The organism is Thermohalobaculum xanthum (assembly GCF_016623495.1).
Lineage (GTDB): Bacteria > Pseudomonadota > Alphaproteobacteria > Rhodobacterales > Rhodobacteraceae > Thermohalobaculum > Thermohalobaculum xanthum.
On sequence record NZ_JAEHHL010000007.1, the window covers coordinates 302885 to 318202 of the forward strand.

Sequence of the window (15318 nt, forward strand, 5' to 3'; positions counted from 1 at the left end):
GCCGTCTCCGGCAACGTCCCATGTCGGTGCGCGCACGGAAAGCGATGACGAGAGGCCTCCACGCGCATGAAAAATTGATGCAGGACGCCTTTGCTCAGCGCTTTAACCGCCAGCTTCGCGATGGGCGCCATCTGTAGCAGGTGCGTGCTCGTCAAATGCGTTTGGCTCATGGTTTCGTCATGGAGTCATGCTTCTGTATTAGGTCTACCCAGTCGGCGCGCTGCTTGTTGACGCTCGAAGGTAAGGCAGACCATGCGAAACTGCAGGCTTGCGCCGTTGCCCGCGTACGCGCCGGACCCCGTGACGAGTAGATCAGGACGGGAACCGGGGCTCTCGGCGCGGGCTAATCTGAAATGGCGGCGCCCAGAGTTACTGGGCAAAAATGGGGGTGCGTGGGCGCAACATCCGTTTGGCGAGGTCGTTGATGAAGCGACCAAGAAGCGGCTTTGGATGGAGGCTCAGATGATTAAGACACTCACCGGACGTTACGACCATGTCGACAAGGCGCGCAACGCCATGGACGATCTGATCGGCACGGGAATTCCCCGCGAGAAGCTCTATTTCGACGAAAAGGCCAATTGCGTGAAGGTGATCACTCCTGGTGACACCGAGCGCGAGGTGCGGGAGATTCTTGGGCGGCACGAACCTGTGGAGGTGATCGAGCGGGCGATGGATTGAGGGGGTTTGCTACGTGTGCTCAGCCTGAGAGCATAGGGTGCTGAAGTAGCCCCGACCGGCCGGTTGCCTCTGACATGCTCCTGACAGAACCCGGTGAGCTTCATTTGGTCCCGAAGCGTTGACGCCCCGCGCGGGCAGGCGTTGCGGTGCGGTTGGGTGCCCGCTTTCGAAGCGGCCTGCGCGGGTCGTCGTCGCCGCGCAGCGTTTTTCGCGCACGCGAAAGGCGACACTTCACTGTGCCGACGCTCACCCCCATGAGCGATGCAATGGCGTCCTGCCTCACACCCGCGAAAACGTGCAGATAGATGATCTGGCGGTCGCAGGATCGCAGCAGGCCCAGCCTCCGGCCAACATCCATGAGCGCAACACGGTGTTCCTGCTCAGGCGGTTGATGCGTCTCAGGCTGCCATTCGCTCACCTCGACATGCGGCCCGCGCCGCGTCTTCTGGCGCATGTTGTCGATGCTGATGTTGCGCAGGATCGTGAAGAGCCACCTCCGCAGGTTAGTGCCCGAAGTGAATTGCTCGCTCTTCGACACTGCCCGGAGGAGACAGTCCTGCATCAGATCCTCGGCCTGGTCTCGGTCCGCGACCAGTGAGCGCGCATAGCGATACAGATGGGGTATTTCCGGCACCAGCACGTCAGATAAGTCTTTACGGTTCATGACGTTCCTTCGCCACCCTTCGCCTGCATTTTCAGCAATACACATATATCATAATAAAAACTGAATCCAATTGAATAATAATAAATATTTATTTATAAAATTACAATAATACACGTTCACCTAAGGTTGCTCATTATGAGTAAAACGAGCGATCCGACCCTGCCGTGGGCGTTCATACATTTCAGGTTGCATGAAGGCATTCGCCCAGTAATCCCGGGATGGTGGCTCCGGATCGCAACGTGGCTCCAGCGAGCGCGTTGATACTGAATGCGACTCATTTGGGCACGTTGGCGATGATGCGGCACCGAAAAGGACGAGATCCGGCAGGCCAGAGCGTGGGCGAGATGATGCGTCCTTGGCCGCAGGTCGTACCGGCGGACGGCACGGTGGGTGATACGCTTGCCCGCATCAACGAGGATGCCCACCGATTCATCGTCAGCATGAGCGAGGACGAGATCGTTGGCGTGCTTGATCTCCGGGAGCTGGTGGACTTAGTCGCGCAGCATCGCGACGTGGCGCAGGAACTCCTCGGCAACCTTTCGGGAACGGCTTTCCGAATCTGCCGCGAGGGTGACGCCGTCGAGGCGGTCCTGCTGCGGATGCGGGATGCGGATGTGCAGGTGATGGTCGTGACGGAAGAGGACGGCACAGTGGTCGGTTTGGTGCTGCGCGAGGACATGGACTAAGTCGCGCACGCTGCGACCGTGATAGAGCGTGGGTGAGGTGCTCACCTCGTGCTTGGATTGGGGCTTTTGCCGCGACCGTCCCGTTTCTTAAGGGCCTTTGTCTTCGTCGCCCGGGGCTGAAGCCGGGGCGACGAAGTGGCGGTCGCGCCGGTCCTTCAGTCGTCCAGAATGAAGGTGACCTTCATCGTCACCTTGTAATGATCGACGGCATCGCCCTCGAGTACAACCTCCTGCTCCTTGATCCAGGCCGACCTTACGTTACGCAACGTCCGGGTGGCTCGCTCGATACCCTTGCGACTTGCATCCTCGAAGCCCTTTGGGGAAGTCGCCGTGATCTCGGTCGTTCGTGCGACGGACATTGCTGTCTCCTTTCTATAGCTTGCTGCAATGGCCCATCAACGATGATGCCCGCCAAGTGTTGCAACGTGCCAACTGCGCGCGCCCGGAAGGCTGGCTCCGGATCCGTACGAAGACGCGATCGGGCCAACATCGGAGGCGGCCAGTGCTAGCGTTAGTTCTCCCCATCCGAGGGGAACCATCGCTCGCAAATTCGCAACACGGTGAGCACCAAGACAGCGAGGATGAGCGCGATGGCGGCCAGCCCGAATTGCTCCCGACCACATGCCATGCCGAGTGCGCCTGAGAGCCAGAGGCCTGCCCCGGTTGTAAGCCCCTCGATCCCGCCGCCGCGGCGGATAATGGTGCCTGCGGCGAGGAATGCGACCCCCGCGGTGATAGCCTCGAGCAGGCGCAGCGGATCTGCAGCCGCATTGTCCTCGAGCGCTCGGATCTCCGCGTAAATCTCGAAGGCGATGATGGTGAAGAGGCAAGCCGCGAGCGCGACCAGCATGTGGGTCCGCAAGCCTGCCGGTCGCTGCCGCCATTCCCGGTCGACGCCCAACACCAGACCGCAGGCGAGCGCGGCGCTTAGACGCAACGCCGCATCGACCGGCGTGATAGCGAGAGACCACCAAAAGGAGAACGCCGACAGGTCCGCGGCAGGGCTTGATGCGACAAGAATTTCCATCTGAAGCCCTCCCGCTGACTCTGATGGACGGTGTTTGCCCGAGACATCCTGGATGCCGCACAGCGCGCATCCGGCTATGAAAGACGCGTCCCTGCGGCTTAACGGGCCTCGGTAATGTCAACGAACTTGTACTGACGTCGTTGCATGCGCGAGCCGCGGCCTGTGGGAAAAACTCCGGGCAACGTTGCCCAGCGGCGGTCGTTGCTCGTGCAAGCGGTAGCTGGCCAAGGGAGACGTCAAGTGTTCAATACATTCCGGGATCTGAGGCACCTGAGGATCAGGGCTGAGGACGAGCCCGAGGGAACCGTGGACGACATCTACTTCGACGATCAGGATTGGGTCGTTCGATACCTTGTTGCTGGTCTCGGATTCTGGATCTTCGGCCATCAGGGGCTGATCGGTGTCGAACTGCTCGGCAAGCCCGACATTGAGCAGCACGAGTTGCCTGTGAACCTCACCGCCGACGAGATCAGAGAGGCACCGAGGCCGCAGACCCATGCGCCGGTTTCAGAGCAGGAGCGTATTGCGCAGCGAAGTGAACTCTCGGCGTGGCCGACGCTGATGGTTGGCCCGCCCGGGAGGATCTATTCCCCGCACATCGCGCAGGAAGAGATCCGCGCGGCTTTGAGCCGACTTCCGAAAGGTGCCGGTGAACGGAAAGAGCTTGGCGATCCGCATCTGCGCAGCATGGAAGAGATCGTCGGATATAACGTTTCAGCGAGCGACGGCGATATTGGGTCGGTGGATGATTTCCTCATCAACCCGCTCGACTGGCGGGTGCGCTACTACGTAATCGACACCGGCAACTGGCTCCCCGGAAGGCGGGTTGTTCTTGCCACGGACTGGACAACATCGATTGATTGGAACGAGAGAAAGGTCTCGGTGGATGTTCCACGCCACAAGATCGAATCAAGCCCGGAGATCGGCGAAGTGAGCGGCTTGGACCGGAGCCGCGAAGCTGAACTTTACCGTCATTACGGTGCTCCGTTCTACTGGCCGATCTGACGACACCGGCCGATCCGCTGGTATGCGGGCAAGGCTGGTATGAGGGAAAGGACGGCGAGGCGAAATCCGATGGGCGGAAGCGGCAGCGGCGAGGCATTGCCCTACCGGGCAAGCGCGTGAGCATTTCTCTCATCGGCCTCCATCAGAGCGTGCTGGCAGTTGGTCAGTGCAGCGGTGCGCGCAGTTCAATGAGAGCCGCATCGGCCACGTGCTTTCGTGTTCCAAGCTCGATCCGTGTGTCGACCCTCGCGATGGGCACGGCCACCTCCCCAGCCATGCCATTCAGGGGCTCGAGGGTGACGATCAGGTGGCTGGCCTTTCCGTCGTTCAGCGCCACATCCGTGATCTGGCCCACCACATGCCCTTCGCGATCGAATAGGAGCTCTCCGATCCACTCGCCCGCGAATTCGTGCGCGACCGCAAAGTCATGATCAGCGGCAATGATGGGTTGAGGTCCCGCGTCTGCAGTGGCGACCCGCAAGGCAATGGGGCCTATGGTGATGCAGAGGGCGAGAAACATGCCAGTCGCATTTGCGAATGCACCGCGCGTCCCCTTTGTCCCGCAATTGGCCCAGGCGCCGCCGCAAGTCGCCTTGGGGTGGGTTATCGTGCCACGATCGCCCGCAGTGTATAGACGGCATTCCCGTAGAAGGCCGCTAGCTGCTTCGAGAGATCTGCTGTGACCTGGTCGCGGTTGCCCTCGTAGACGAGGAAACTCCCACGCAAACTGTGCGCCATTGCCGCGGCTTCGCTGGCGAGATCCGCTATTATCTCGGGTGCGCCGTCCTGGGGGCGAGGCTTCATCGTGCTTCGCGAAATCGCACGGCGGCACGAGATGCATCGGGTCGATCGCCCCGAGCGGGTCTGCCATCACCTCGCGGTCGGCGACGAAGACGCGCATCTGCTGCGGCGTGGGGCGCGGATCGAGGGCGCGAGAAGTCATGTCTGCTCCTTGACTGCATGCGTGGGGTCAGTTGCGCGGACGCGCGCGATGCCGAGCTGATCCAAGAGGAGGGCGCGGCGCACAGTCTTGCTTAGCCGCCGCCGCGCTCGCCCGCGCCGTCGGGCGTCTCGAGGCCAGATTCTTCCCAAGAACGGTAGAAGGCCTCGTAGGCATCTTCGAAAGCATTCGTCGTGCGGTCCCAGTCAGCTTCGGTGCTCATTCGGACGTCGCCCCAAGCCCGCTCGAGCGCGTCCCAGTTCCTTCTCAATTTCTCCTCGGCCGTTTCCGCCATCTCGTCGGCCCTGCTCTTGGTCGCAGAGGCCAGACTGTCGATGCGCTCTGACCATTTGGCGAGGTATTCAGCGCGCCAGGTCATTGCCTCAGAGGCCGCGATCTTACCGAAGCCGAGGGGCGCAAGGCTCGCGATCGTGGCGCCATCGTAGACGAATGCCTGACGCTCCTGGAGTTGGTCAGGCGTTGCGTCGATCACGATGTGATCCTCGTCGGACATCTCGATGTCATTAAGTGGCAGGGCGACCAGCTTGTCGCCCACGCCGAGAATGCCGCCGACAGAAATCACGGCCGAGAGCGGCGCGCCCTTTCTCGTCAGCAAGATGTCGTGAACCCCGCCCAGCGCTTCGCCCTCGGGGTTCACCACATCGGCGTCTATCAGGGCGCGAGCGCTATGCACAACGTCGAAAAGCGGAATTGCGCTTTGGCCCTGTGAAGACTCCTCCTGCGCGATAACCGCGCCGGACAGGGCCAAGGTGGCCGCGGTGCTGCAAGCGATGAGATGTCGGTACATGGGAACTCGTCCTCTTTACCGATTGGTTGATCCTCCCCGATAAACGGCAGACAGATGGGGTCGTTGCGCAATTGGAGGAGCAGATCGGGTCGCCGATGCGATGCGCCGCCGGAGGCTATCTCGGCTGCATCGGCGTCCCGGGTGACGGCAGGTTCGGTGTGTCGTCCTTCCACTCGATCCACTGGAACAGGGCAAACACGATGCCAAGGGAAAGCACCCCAGAGCCGAGCGCAAGCAGGAAGAGCCCCGAGGTGTTTTCGATCTCGAGCAGGATATGCTTTCGGACGACAGCCAGAATTCTGATCGCAACGATGGTGTTCACCTGCAAGTAGCCATGCTTGCCGATCACAAGCTGGTGCACTGAATGCGCCACTTTGAGCAGATGAGCGCCGCGATCACGCGCTCGAACTGTCCATAGGCATAGGTAACGTTCACGTCCGACTCCGTTCCAGTGGCTTGCTGTGCGACGACACAGAGCTGCGCCGAGGTCGCCTGGCGCTCTCGCTCTACCGACTCACTATGGCGGCGGGGCGAGGTTTCCGGCGCGGCAACGCACCCACGCAACGTCACTCTGGTCGCCTCGTTGTTCACATGAAGGTGCAGCGAAGCTACCGGGATAGGTTGCCGTCCCCGGTTTTAATTCTGACGCGTGTTTTGACGGAGCCCCACAGCAGTGGAGAACGAGACCAGATGACAATTCTTCTCGCCGAGCCCGACCCGGCCTTCGAGCCGTTCAGGCTGCTCGATCGGGATGGTAGCCTGCGTGACGAGGCGGCGGTCGAGCCTGACATCGCGATGGTCGAGGAGATGCATGAAGCGATGTTGCGCGCGCGACGGGTCGATGAGCGTCTACTGAGCCTTCAGCGGCGCGGAGATCTTGGCACCTTTGCGCCCGTCAAAGGGCAGGAGGCCGCACAGATCGGCTCGATTTCCTGCATCGGAGACGAGGACTGGTTCGTGCCCTCCTTCCGCGAAATGGCAGCCGCGCTTTGGCGCGGGCAATCGCTGGTCGACCTCCTGGTCGCGACCGCGGGATGGAACGAAGGCCTTGCTACGCGCCAGGACGCGCGGAACCTGCCACCAGCCATCCCGGTCGCCTCACAACTCCCCCACGCCGTCGGCATTGCTCATGCCGGCCGCCTGCGGGGCGAGGAAAGCGTCGTTCTTACTTACTTTGGTGACGGTGCAACATCTGAGGGGGATTTCCACGAGGCGCTCAACTTCGCCTCGGTCCTCAACGCGCCGGTCGTCTTCTTTTGTCAGAATAACGGATGGGCGATCTCGACACCGCGCGCGCGCCAGACCGGATCGCGCACGCTCTGCCAGAAAGCGCATGCCTATGGCATATCCGCGGCGCAGGTCGACGGGAACGACCTCCTCGCCGTTAGGGCAGTGACGCGCGAAGCAGTGCGCCGCGCCCGAGAGGAGGGACGGCCCTCAATGATCGAGGCGCTGACCTATCGCATGGAGGTACACACTACCGCCGACGACCCCACCCGCTATCGCGATGATGATGAAGTGGAGAAGTGGCGCGCGCGCGATCCCATCAACCGGGTGCAGGCGTTGCTCAAGGCTCGAGACCAGATCGATGATGAGATGATCGCGGCGCTCGAGAGCCAGATCGAGGACGAGATCAACAAGGCTTGGGACGACGCGAAGGAACAAATCCGAGAGTTGGAAGACGGCGTGCCGGACGCAATCTTCGACCACGTTTTCCGCGAGCCAACAGCCGAACTCGATCGCCAGCGCGATTTGTTTGCCAAGCTCGAGCGGAGGGACGACGGATGAACGACGCCGCCGACAAAAATGGAATGGGCCGCGAGAGTGCTGGGAACGAGCGCCACGGTAAGACGATGGTCGAGGCGATCAATCGCGCACTGCGCGAGGTGATGGAGGAAGATGAGAGAGTCGTCGTCATCGGCCAAGACGTCGGGGTCGATGGCGGCGTATTTCGCGTGACCGACGGCTTAATTGATGAATTCGGTTCCGACCGAGTGATCGATTCGCCGCTGGCCGAGTCTGCCATCGCGGGAGTGTCGATCGGAATGGCCCTGAACGGCCTCAGGCCGGTGGCCGAGATGCAGTTCTCGGGCTTCAGCTATCTCGCCTTTGCACAAGTCGAAGGTCACGCCGCGCGCCTGCGCTGGAGAAGCCGCGGGGGCCTTGGCGTGCCCATGGTCGTCCGGATGCCCTATGGCGCGGGCGTCCGCGCGCTCGAACACCACTCGGAAAGCCGGGAGGCCTTCTACGGGCATGTTCCTGGCTTGAAAACCGTCATCCCCGCCAGCCCACGGCGAGCGCACGCCCTGCTCCATGCGGCGATCCGAGATCCTGACCCGGTGATCTTCATGGAACCGAAGGCGCTCTATCGCAGCTTCCGGGAGGACCTACCGGAGGCGCCGGACGAGGCCGAGATCGGCCGCGCCCGCATCGTCCAGCAGGGAGAGGCGCTCACGATCATCGCGTGGGGCGCGATGCTGCGGCCCGTTCTGAAAGCCGCCGCGCGACTTGCCGAGGAGGCGGGGGAAGTCGCCGAGGTGATCGACCTCGAGACGATTGCGCCGATCGATGCGCCGGCCATCGCGGACTCAGTCTCGCGAACCGGCCGGCTGCTGATCGTCACCGAGGCGCCGCTCAGCTACGGCCCGGCCGGTGAGGTAGCGATGCGCGCGATCGAGGGGGCATTCTTCTCGCTCCGCGCGCCGATCTGCAGGGTGACGGGGTGGGACACCCATGTCCCGTTCTTTGCGCGGGAGCAGAGCTATCTGCCTTCACCTCAGCGCATCTTCGACGCTGCCCGCGAGCTCTTAAAGCACTGACGGAGGGAACAGCGATGCGGCAGGAGTTCCGGCTTCAGGACCCAGGAGAAGGCATCGCCGAAGTGGAGGTGCAGGAAGTCCTTGTCGCGGAGGGCGATCCAATAGAAGAGGGCGACGAAGTACTAGTCGTTGAATCCGACAAGGCCGCCATCGAACTGCCATCGCCCTATACGGGCAAGGTTACCGAGCTCCACGTGAGCGAGGGCGATACCGTTTCGGTCGGTGCTGTGCTGTTGGTTGTCGAAACCGAGGGCGAGGGCGCCGAAAGAAGCGAGGCACGGCGACCGGCAGGAGAGACTGACGCGAACAGTCGTGACACTCCAGGGGACAAAAACGGAGAGAGGACCGGTGATCGAGCGCGCGGTGAGGATGAAGCCGAGGCTGGCACCGACGGAGCGGCAGTACGCGCAAGGCAGGACGACGATGCCGTAAGAGCCTCGCCCGCTGCGCGATCGCGCGCGAGCGCCGTGGGCCTTGACCTCGCCGGGATTGATGCGACTGGCCCGGATGGTGAGGTTACCGTCGATGATGTGGAACGGGCGATCAGCCGTAATGACACTGCGGCAGGCCAAAGCCGGGAGGCCGGAAAGAAGGACGAACCGGGGCCGAGCCAGGAAGAGGCACTCGGGGAGGCTGGGTCGTCAGGGGAGGATAACTTTGGTCCGGTTGAACGCGTGCCGCTGCGGTCGATCCGCGCCGCGACCGCGCGCGCGATGACACGCGCTTGGTCCGAGATTCCGCATGTCGTCCACCAAGACATGGCCGACATCACCGAGCTCGAACGCTGGCGCAGGCGCGTCGTGGACGAGGAACGCGACGAGAATCTCACTCTCACTCCGATCATCGTAAAAGCGGTTGTTGGCGTGCTCCGCCGACATCCTCGGTTCAATGCCATCTTTGATGCCGAGGCGAGCGAGATCGTTCTGCGCCGCTATTACAACGTGAACGTTGCGGTCGCCACATCGCGCGGCTTGATCACCCCGGTGCTGCGCGACGCTGACCGTAAACCGATCCGAGCGCTAGCCTTGGAACTCGCCGAACTCGCGGAGGTGATGCGGAAGGGCCGACCGACGAAAGAGGCTCTGACGGGCGGAACCTTTACCATCACGAATGTCGGTGGGCTGGGCGGAATGGCGTTCTCGCCGCTGATCAACCCACCTCAGACCGCGATCCTCGGGCTCGCGCGGGCGAGGCTTACGCCAGTCGTCTCCGGGGATCTCGAGGACCTTGGAAATGCCGAAACGCGGATCCGGCTGATGCTGCCGCTGATCGTGGCATTCGATCACAGGGTGGTCGACGGGGCGGATGCAGCGGCCTTTATCAATGACCTAGCCGAGATTCTCGGCGATGCGAAGCGGCTCGCACTCGACGCGTGACCGGCACCATCGGACGGTCTGGGATCCTGAGGGTTGCGAGCTGGCGAGGCGTAGTGGCTGCGTTCCCGAGCCAAGCAGTATGAAAAAGGGAGAAGGGAAGAGATGACCGATACGACCGTTAAAAAGGTACAATCCGAAAATTCGCCGAAGGGTGAGATGGGTCAGACATACCTTGTGTCGGGTAAACGCGTCTCGATGCGCCTTTGGAAGAAGATCGATGATGGGGGGCGCAAGAGCCCGACCTCGCGGGACTATGAAACCGTGGGCTACGTAATCTCCGGCCGCGCGGTCCTTGAGATCGAAGGGCAGGAAATTGTACTCGAACCCGGAGATGCGTGGCTGGTGCCCCCGGGCGCTTCGCACAAATATATCGTTTCGGAGCCGTTCACCGCCGTCGAGGCGACGGCACCGCCTGCCGAGGTGCATGGCCGCGACTAAGGCTGCAGCGGACCCGGGCGGTGAACACTTCATCCAAGTGCGAAATCGTTTTCCAGAATCTCATCGATAGGCGTGGTGTCGACGCCGAGATCCCGCAGTCCAGGCATGTCTTGTGCGGGGATGTTGTCGCGCGCCATGAGCGCGACCTGCGCCGTCGTAAGCGGCGGCGATGGGAGAGCTGCGGCGGTCCAGGCAAGGGCATGCCAGATGGCGAAGGGGACTGGCACCATTATCGGCCGCTTTCCTAGCCGATTGGCGATGCGGGCGATCAGTTCGCGGTACTCAATATCCTCCGGGCCGCCGATTTCATAGACGCGGCCCCGGGCCGATGGGTCGAAAAGCGCATGCACGGCCGCTTGGGCCACGTCGCCGACAAAGGCGGGCCGAAGGCGCGTTCTCCCATCACCGAAGAGCGGGACAACCGGACTAAGCCGCAGGATGCGGATCAGGGTATTGAGAAAAGCATCGTCGGCGCCGAACATTACGCTCGGGCGCAGGATCGTAGCGTCGGGGAAGGCGGCACGCACCGCCATCTCGCCATCAGCGCGGCTGCGGATATAAGGCGATCGCGAACTCGCATCCGCCCCGATGCCCGATAGGTGCACTAAACCGCCAAGCCCGGCCGCGGTCGCTGCCATGGCGAGCCTGCGAGCGCCTTCAACGTGTATCGCATTGTAGGTCGTGTCGCCCGACTCGAGATAGAGCGAGACTGCATTGACCGCGAAACTTGCGCCCTGAACCGCGCGCGCAACGGCGACATCATCAAGAATGTCGGCCTCGACTGCCTCAATCTTGCCGCTTGCAAAGGAATCGAGATCTGTCCGCCCGGGATGACGCGCGGCCACGCGTACATGGCAACCCTGCTCGAGCAGCTGCCCGACGATGCGACGGCCAAGAAAGCCAGTGCCCCCGAAGACCGTCGCGACACGTGAGGCGCGCTTTGCGACGCTTGCGTCGCCCGGTCGGGTTTCTGCCGCGCTCATCGGTCCACAGGTCCGGGGCGACCGAGGGTCTCTCCAACTTGGCGCATAGTTCTGAGTGCCGTCATTCGGATCGCCCCCTGTTTTGGATCAGGCTCATGATGGCCCTGGCAGTGATCTCGCCATGGTCGAACAGGTCGTCGTCGATCCGACCATAAACCGAAACGCGGTCTCCGGGCCTGATCCGCTGCGCGCCGACGTCGTCGAGCGGATTGTAGGGCATCTGCGCGGTATTGACCTTTATCTGGCCGTGGCCGGTGTTGAGGATGAAGGTGTGTCCCTCGATGCTCTTCACGTTCCCGGTTACTCGCAGATAGCTGCCTTCGCCGCCGTTATGGGGAAACGGGGCGGTGGGCTCGAAGCGACTTTCCTCGTCTGAGTCGCTTGCATAAAGGAACGTGTCTCTGGTGAGGGCATATACGCTGTCAGCCTCCATCGTGCGCGCCTCGCCGAAGCCATCGTCGATCCATCCGCTGGTGATGACGCGCCCGACCGAGCGGATGAGTGTCGCTTCACCGTACCGGTCCCAGTCGTCCATCTCGATGGTGATGAGGCCCTCGCCGTGATCGACTAAGACGACGTCGGCTTGGCTACAGGTGACCGTTCCGCTGAGCGTCACCCAAGTCGTGTCGGGCGTTTGCGGAGGGTCCTGTGCCATCGAGGGCGGGAACGACAGGCAGAACAGAACTACCAAGAGCCCCCGCAAGCTGAGATGGAAGTGCATGGGCGCCTCCTTATCTCGACTGCATCCGATTTCAGTGGCCCCCATTGGAGCGATAAGACCCACCTGCGGCATTAACTTGTGATAAGCTGTGTAACCGCTCTGCCGCGGATGCGTGCGCGCATGCGGGCCACCCCATTGGTTGTACGAAGAATGGATGCGGCACAGTCGCCCGCTTTGCTTGCGGTTAAGGCCTCCGGCTAAGATCTTCCCTAGACTATGCCCTTCTTCCCGCTTCACCCGGGACCGGCAGACAGGAGGGAGCCGAGATGAAACGCATCGACCGCAGAGAGCTCAAGGAGATGATGGACGAAGGGCGGAAGTTCACGCTGGTAGAGGTTTTGCCATTCGAGAGCTTCAAGGACTACCACCTGCCGGGAGCGATCAACATTCCCATCGCCGCGGAGAACTTCGACGAGAGGATCGAGGCGGCGGCACCCAAGGATGGCACGGTGGTCGTATATTGCCTCGACAGCGATTGCGACGCCTCTCCAAAGGCGGCCAAGCGGATGGAAGCGCTGGGTTTTCGCGACGTGCTTGACTACGAAGCCGGTAAGGCGGAATGGCGTTCCGCGGGCCTCCACACTGAAAGCTGAGACGAGTTAGCGCAGGGAATTTTCTCTCCCGCCTCAATTCCTTTGTAGCGACGCTGGCGCATCATCGGGGGAACACGCGGACTGACAGCTGTCCGAACTCGCTCCGATGCCCGATGTTCCGCGCGCCCATTTCCCTGCAGTGGGAGAGTGTCCGCGCAACCCAAGTGCAGCGCGTATCGTTCATCTAGTGAATGAATTCCAGTACCGCAGGGCAGGCGCACCCTCCATGCGGCACTCGTGGTTTAGCAGCCTTGATAATGGCTTTAGGGGCAGGAAATGCGCGCCAGCGCATCGGCCCTCCATGAGACACCGGCGGGGCGAGTGGGAGAACTGTATATGGATACGCGGACCTGCGTTGATCGCATCTACGCGGTGGGACCTAAAGTCGATCCCGTGCCGCGTCTCGCATGGTGCCCAGGCCTGCGTGACCAAAAGCTGCGCGCCGAGGTGATGCGCAGCGCACGAACCTATCGCGCCGGCGAGACGATCACTTCGGAGGGCGGAAACACGGCACCGCTCCTGTTCATTCTCGACGGCTGGGTCGCGTCTTGGAAGATGCTTTGGGACGGGCGCCGGCAGATCATCGACGTGGCCCTTCCGCTGGATGTCCTGACCCCGTTATCAGCCTGTGGTAAGAGGGCATGGTGTGGCCTCGACGCGCTGACGATTTCGGTCGTCGCCGCACCGAGCATGCCGCTCGTTTCTCTCGAGGTTCCCGCCCCACTCTTGAGCCAAGGCCTCGGCCCGTCCATCGCTGCCGCCCGCGCCCGGCAGGCCGAGCGGATTCTTCGGATCGGGCAGGGAAGTGCCTACGAGCGAGTTGGCTACGTGCTGCTTGAACTATTTGTCCGCCTCTCAGCGATCGGGCGCGCCAACGGCAATCGCTTCCGTGTCTCGATGACCCAGCAGCGGATCGGCGAATACATCGGCTTATCCAGCGTGCACGTATGCCGGGTCCTTAGCCGTCTCTGTGCCGATGGCATCATCAGCCATCGAGACGAGGAGATCGAAGTGCTCGAACTGGATGCGCTGGCCGAGATCGCTGATGTGAACCTCGGTCATTTCCGGGAAAGGATCCTTCCAGCGGCCACGAATTGATCAGACGGCTCCGTGCGCGGTATTTGGGCCCCGGCTCGATCGACTCGCAGAGAAGTCCCGCTCGGGGTTCGTCACGCTTACCTGCCGCGAACGGCAGCGAGGGCGTGGTCTGTGGAACTCCGCACATGCACGGCTTACACTACTCACGGTCGGAGTTGGAATGCGGCCTCCACATTGTGCTGAGCCGGGACAATGATCTCATTTTTGGAGAGCAGTGCCCTGCGCCTCAGGGGAGTACCGCGGCACTGTCCGGTAATCTATTTCTTGTGGCCAAGGATGGATTATTCTTTGGTTCGGGAATGCTGGGCGTCGCGCCGCACCTGCGAATGCGACCGTCCGGAACCCGCTCCAAATCGGAGCTGCTCAGGCGCCGGGGAGATCGATCATGTCGAAGGCAGAACGCGAAAAGCGCGGCGAGCGGCTGCAGCTGATGCTCACCAACGACGAGGTCGAGGCAGTCGACACTTGGAGATTCGAGCACCGGATGCCGAGCCGCTCCGCGGCGGTCCGTGCGCTCGTACGCCTAGGCTTGGACACCACGGTTCGTTCGGGCGGTAGTCAGGCGTCGCGTATTACCGACGTGTCGTCGGACGACATCGGGATCCTCACTACCGACCCCCGGGTCGAGGCCGCCCTTGGAAGCGAATCCGGTCGTGCCGAGTTGCCCGTCTTCGCGAGCGACCCAATCGTCGCCCATGGCTTGCGCGGTATCTTGGCGGACGCCGGGATTGATGCAGAGCCTCTCCTTACTAGCCTCTCCGATGTGGAGGGCTTGATCGGTAAGGCGAGCAGCCAGCCACTGATCCTGGCGCTGGACGACACGGAGATCGGCTTGGACGAAGTCAGCGAGATTGTCTCGCTCAGCCACGGCGTTGTCTTGGTGTGCCTTGGTACGGCCGAGCCGACGGACCTTCCGGACAAGCTTCGCGGCGTTCATACGTTGAGCCGACTAAGCGTCCCGGACTCCCTTGTGAGCGTGGTCAATGGTCTACTGAAGGGAGAGGCACAGTCACGGCCTGAGAGCCCCACGTCAGAACAGTCAGGGCCGGGAAGTTCATGACGCTCTGAACGGCCGGGCTGTTATGGGTAGAGCTGGATCAGCTTAGATCTGGTTGAGCGATCAGCGCTGCTAGACGGTTTCTTCTTCTTGCTCCTTCGTTCGATACAGAAGGCCCGACCTCCGGCCGACGGCGACCTTGAATGATCCGGGCAGGTATTGGTTCTCGTACATGGTTCAATTTGTCTAGGTTTGATGCGCGCGCTAAATTTCGCCTTGGGGAATCTCTGGATCACCTCAAATCCCAAGGACCTCGCAAGAGATTGAACCCGGGGCATCGAAGACTTTGCCCGAGAAACGCATCACAGACATCCGCTTCGGGGCGTAAAAGCAGCACTGTACCGCGTCGAGTAGACGATCACTCAGGTTGCTGCCCAAGCTGCGGTGCCCACCGCGAGAACCGCTACTGCGACTTTTGCCGCGGC

The 15318-nt window shown here is 62.0% G+C and carries 19 protein-coding genes; 10 read left to right on the forward strand and 9 right to left on the reverse strand.

The annotated features are described in order from the left end of the window. Positions 1–462: 462 nt before the first annotated feature. Positions 463–678: a hypothetical protein gene (locus H0I76_RS13165; RefSeq protein ID WP_200610513.1), complete on the forward strand. Its 216-nt coding sequence runs from the start codon at positions 463–465 to the stop codon at positions 676–678. A 100-nt stretch (positions 679–778) separates the two neighbouring features. Here H0I76_RS13165 and H0I76_RS13170 read toward each other — a convergent pair whose 3' ends face one another. Beyond that, complete coding sequence (locus H0I76_RS13170; RefSeq protein ID WP_200610515.1) at positions 779–1342, reverse strand: RNA polymerase sigma factor; 564 nt, start codon at positions 1340–1342, stop codon at positions 779–781. A 344-nt stretch (positions 1343–1686) separates the two neighbouring features. Between H0I76_RS13170 and H0I76_RS13175 the strand changes: the two genes are divergently transcribed. Next, positions 1687–2028 carry a CBS domain-containing protein gene (locus H0I76_RS13175; RefSeq protein ID WP_234455313.1) on the forward strand — a complete coding sequence of 114 codons (342 nt, stop codon included), beginning with the start codon at positions 1687–1689 and terminating at the stop codon, positions 2026–2028. A 155-nt stretch (positions 2029–2183) separates the two neighbouring features. On the opposite strand, the gene H0I76_RS13180 is transcribed toward H0I76_RS13175, so the two are convergent. After that, positions 2184–2387, reverse strand: a complete 204-nt coding sequence (locus tag H0I76_RS13180; protein WP_200610527.1) for a dodecin family protein — start codon at positions 2385–2387, stop codon at positions 2184–2186. Positions 2388–2539: 152 nt separating this feature from the next. Then, positions 2540–3055 (reverse strand): MgtC/SapB family protein, encoded by a 516-nt coding sequence (locus tag H0I76_RS13185; RefSeq protein WP_200610528.1) that lies wholly within the window; start codon positions 3053–3055, stop codon positions 2540–2542. Positions 3056–3361: 306 nt separating this feature from the next. Here H0I76_RS13185 and H0I76_RS13190 point away from each other — a divergent pair, with 306 nt between their 5' ends. Then, positions 3362–4060: a PRC-barrel domain-containing protein gene (locus tag H0I76_RS13190; protein WP_200610529.1), complete on the forward strand. Its 699-nt coding sequence runs from the start codon at positions 3362–3364 to the stop codon at positions 4058–4060. A 163-nt stretch (positions 4061–4223) separates the two neighbouring features. Here H0I76_RS13190 and H0I76_RS13195 read toward each other — a convergent pair whose 3' ends face one another. The 4 genes from H0I76_RS13195 to H0I76_RS13210 all read right to left on the reverse strand — a co-directional run bounded on the left by H0I76_RS13195 (position 4224) and on the right by H0I76_RS13210 (position 6169). Then, positions 4224–4580, reverse strand: coding sequence for a hypothetical protein (locus H0I76_RS13195; protein WP_200610531.1), 357 nt, complete (start codon positions 4578–4580; stop codon positions 4224–4226). A gap of 83 nt (positions 4581–4663) precedes the next feature. After that, on the reverse strand, positions 4664–4864 hold the full coding sequence (locus tag H0I76_RS13200) for a hypothetical protein (protein ID WP_200610533.1): 201 nt from the start codon (positions 4862–4864) through the stop codon (positions 4664–4666). A 230-nt stretch (positions 4865–5094) separates the two neighbouring features. Further along, positions 5095–5808 (reverse strand): PRC-barrel domain-containing protein, encoded by a 714-nt coding sequence (locus H0I76_RS13205; protein WP_200610535.1) that lies wholly within the window; start codon positions 5806–5808, stop codon positions 5095–5097. 115 nt (positions 5809–5923) lie between these two features. Beyond that, positions 5924–6169: a phosphate-starvation-inducible PsiE family protein gene (locus tag H0I76_RS13210; RefSeq protein ID WP_200610536.1), complete on the reverse strand. Its 246-nt coding sequence runs from the start codon at positions 6167–6169 to the stop codon at positions 5924–5926. Positions 6170–6462: 293 nt separating this feature from the next. On the opposite strand from H0I76_RS13210, the gene pdhA reads away from it, so the two are divergent. From pdhA to H0I76_RS13230, 4 genes are all read left to right on the forward strand, one after another. Beyond that, a complete protein-coding gene (gene pdhA / locus H0I76_RS13215; protein WP_200610538.1) occupies positions 6463–7596 on the forward strand; it encodes a pyruvate dehydrogenase (acetyl-transferring) E1 component subunit alpha in 1134 nt (377 codons plus the stop codon). Further along, positions 7593–8627, forward strand: a complete 1035-nt coding sequence (locus H0I76_RS13220; RefSeq protein WP_200610540.1) for an alpha-ketoacid dehydrogenase subunit beta — start codon at positions 7593–7595, stop codon at positions 8625–8627. The genes pdhA and H0I76_RS13220 overlap by 4 nt, the downstream gene beginning before the upstream one ends. Before the next feature lie 14 nt (positions 8628–8641). Then, a complete protein-coding gene (locus H0I76_RS13225) occupies positions 8642–10003 on the forward strand; it encodes a dihydrolipoamide acetyltransferase family protein (RefSeq protein WP_200610543.1) in 1362 nt (453 codons plus the stop codon). Positions 10004–10105: 102 nt separating this feature from the next. Beyond that, positions 10106–10441, forward strand: a complete 336-nt coding sequence (locus H0I76_RS13230) for a cupin domain-containing protein (RefSeq protein ID WP_200610545.1) — start codon at positions 10106–10108, stop codon at positions 10439–10441. A 29-nt stretch (positions 10442–10470) separates the two neighbouring features. Here the strand turns inward: H0I76_RS13230 and H0I76_RS13235 are convergent, their stop codons facing one another. Both H0I76_RS13235 and H0I76_RS13240 read right to left on the reverse strand, forming a co-directional pair. After that, a complete protein-coding gene (locus H0I76_RS13235; RefSeq protein ID WP_200610548.1) occupies positions 10471–11424 on the reverse strand; it encodes a complex I NDUFA9 subunit family protein in 954 nt (317 codons plus the stop codon). Between the two features lie 61 nt (positions 11425–11485). After that, positions 11486–12145 carry a hypothetical protein gene (locus H0I76_RS13240; protein WP_200610550.1) on the reverse strand — a complete coding sequence of 220 codons (660 nt, stop codon included), beginning with the start codon at positions 12143–12145 and terminating at the stop codon, positions 11486–11488. Between the two features lie 266 nt (positions 12146–12411). On the opposite strand from H0I76_RS13240, the gene H0I76_RS13245 reads away from it, so the two are divergent. From H0I76_RS13245 to H0I76_RS13255, 3 genes are all read left to right on the forward strand, one after another. Continuing rightward, positions 12412–12738 (forward strand): rhodanese-like domain-containing protein, encoded by a 327-nt coding sequence (locus H0I76_RS13245; protein WP_200610553.1) that lies wholly within the window; start codon positions 12412–12414, stop codon positions 12736–12738. 336 nt (positions 12739–13074) lie between these two features. Beyond that, positions 13075–13836, forward strand: a complete 762-nt coding sequence (locus H0I76_RS13250) for a Crp/Fnr family transcriptional regulator (RefSeq protein WP_200610555.1) — start codon at positions 13075–13077, stop codon at positions 13834–13836. Between the two features lie 385 nt (positions 13837–14221). Then, complete coding sequence (locus H0I76_RS13255) at positions 14222–14896, forward strand: hypothetical protein (protein ID WP_200610558.1); 675 nt, start codon at positions 14222–14224, stop codon at positions 14894–14896. Positions 14897–15318 lie beyond the last annotated feature (422 nt).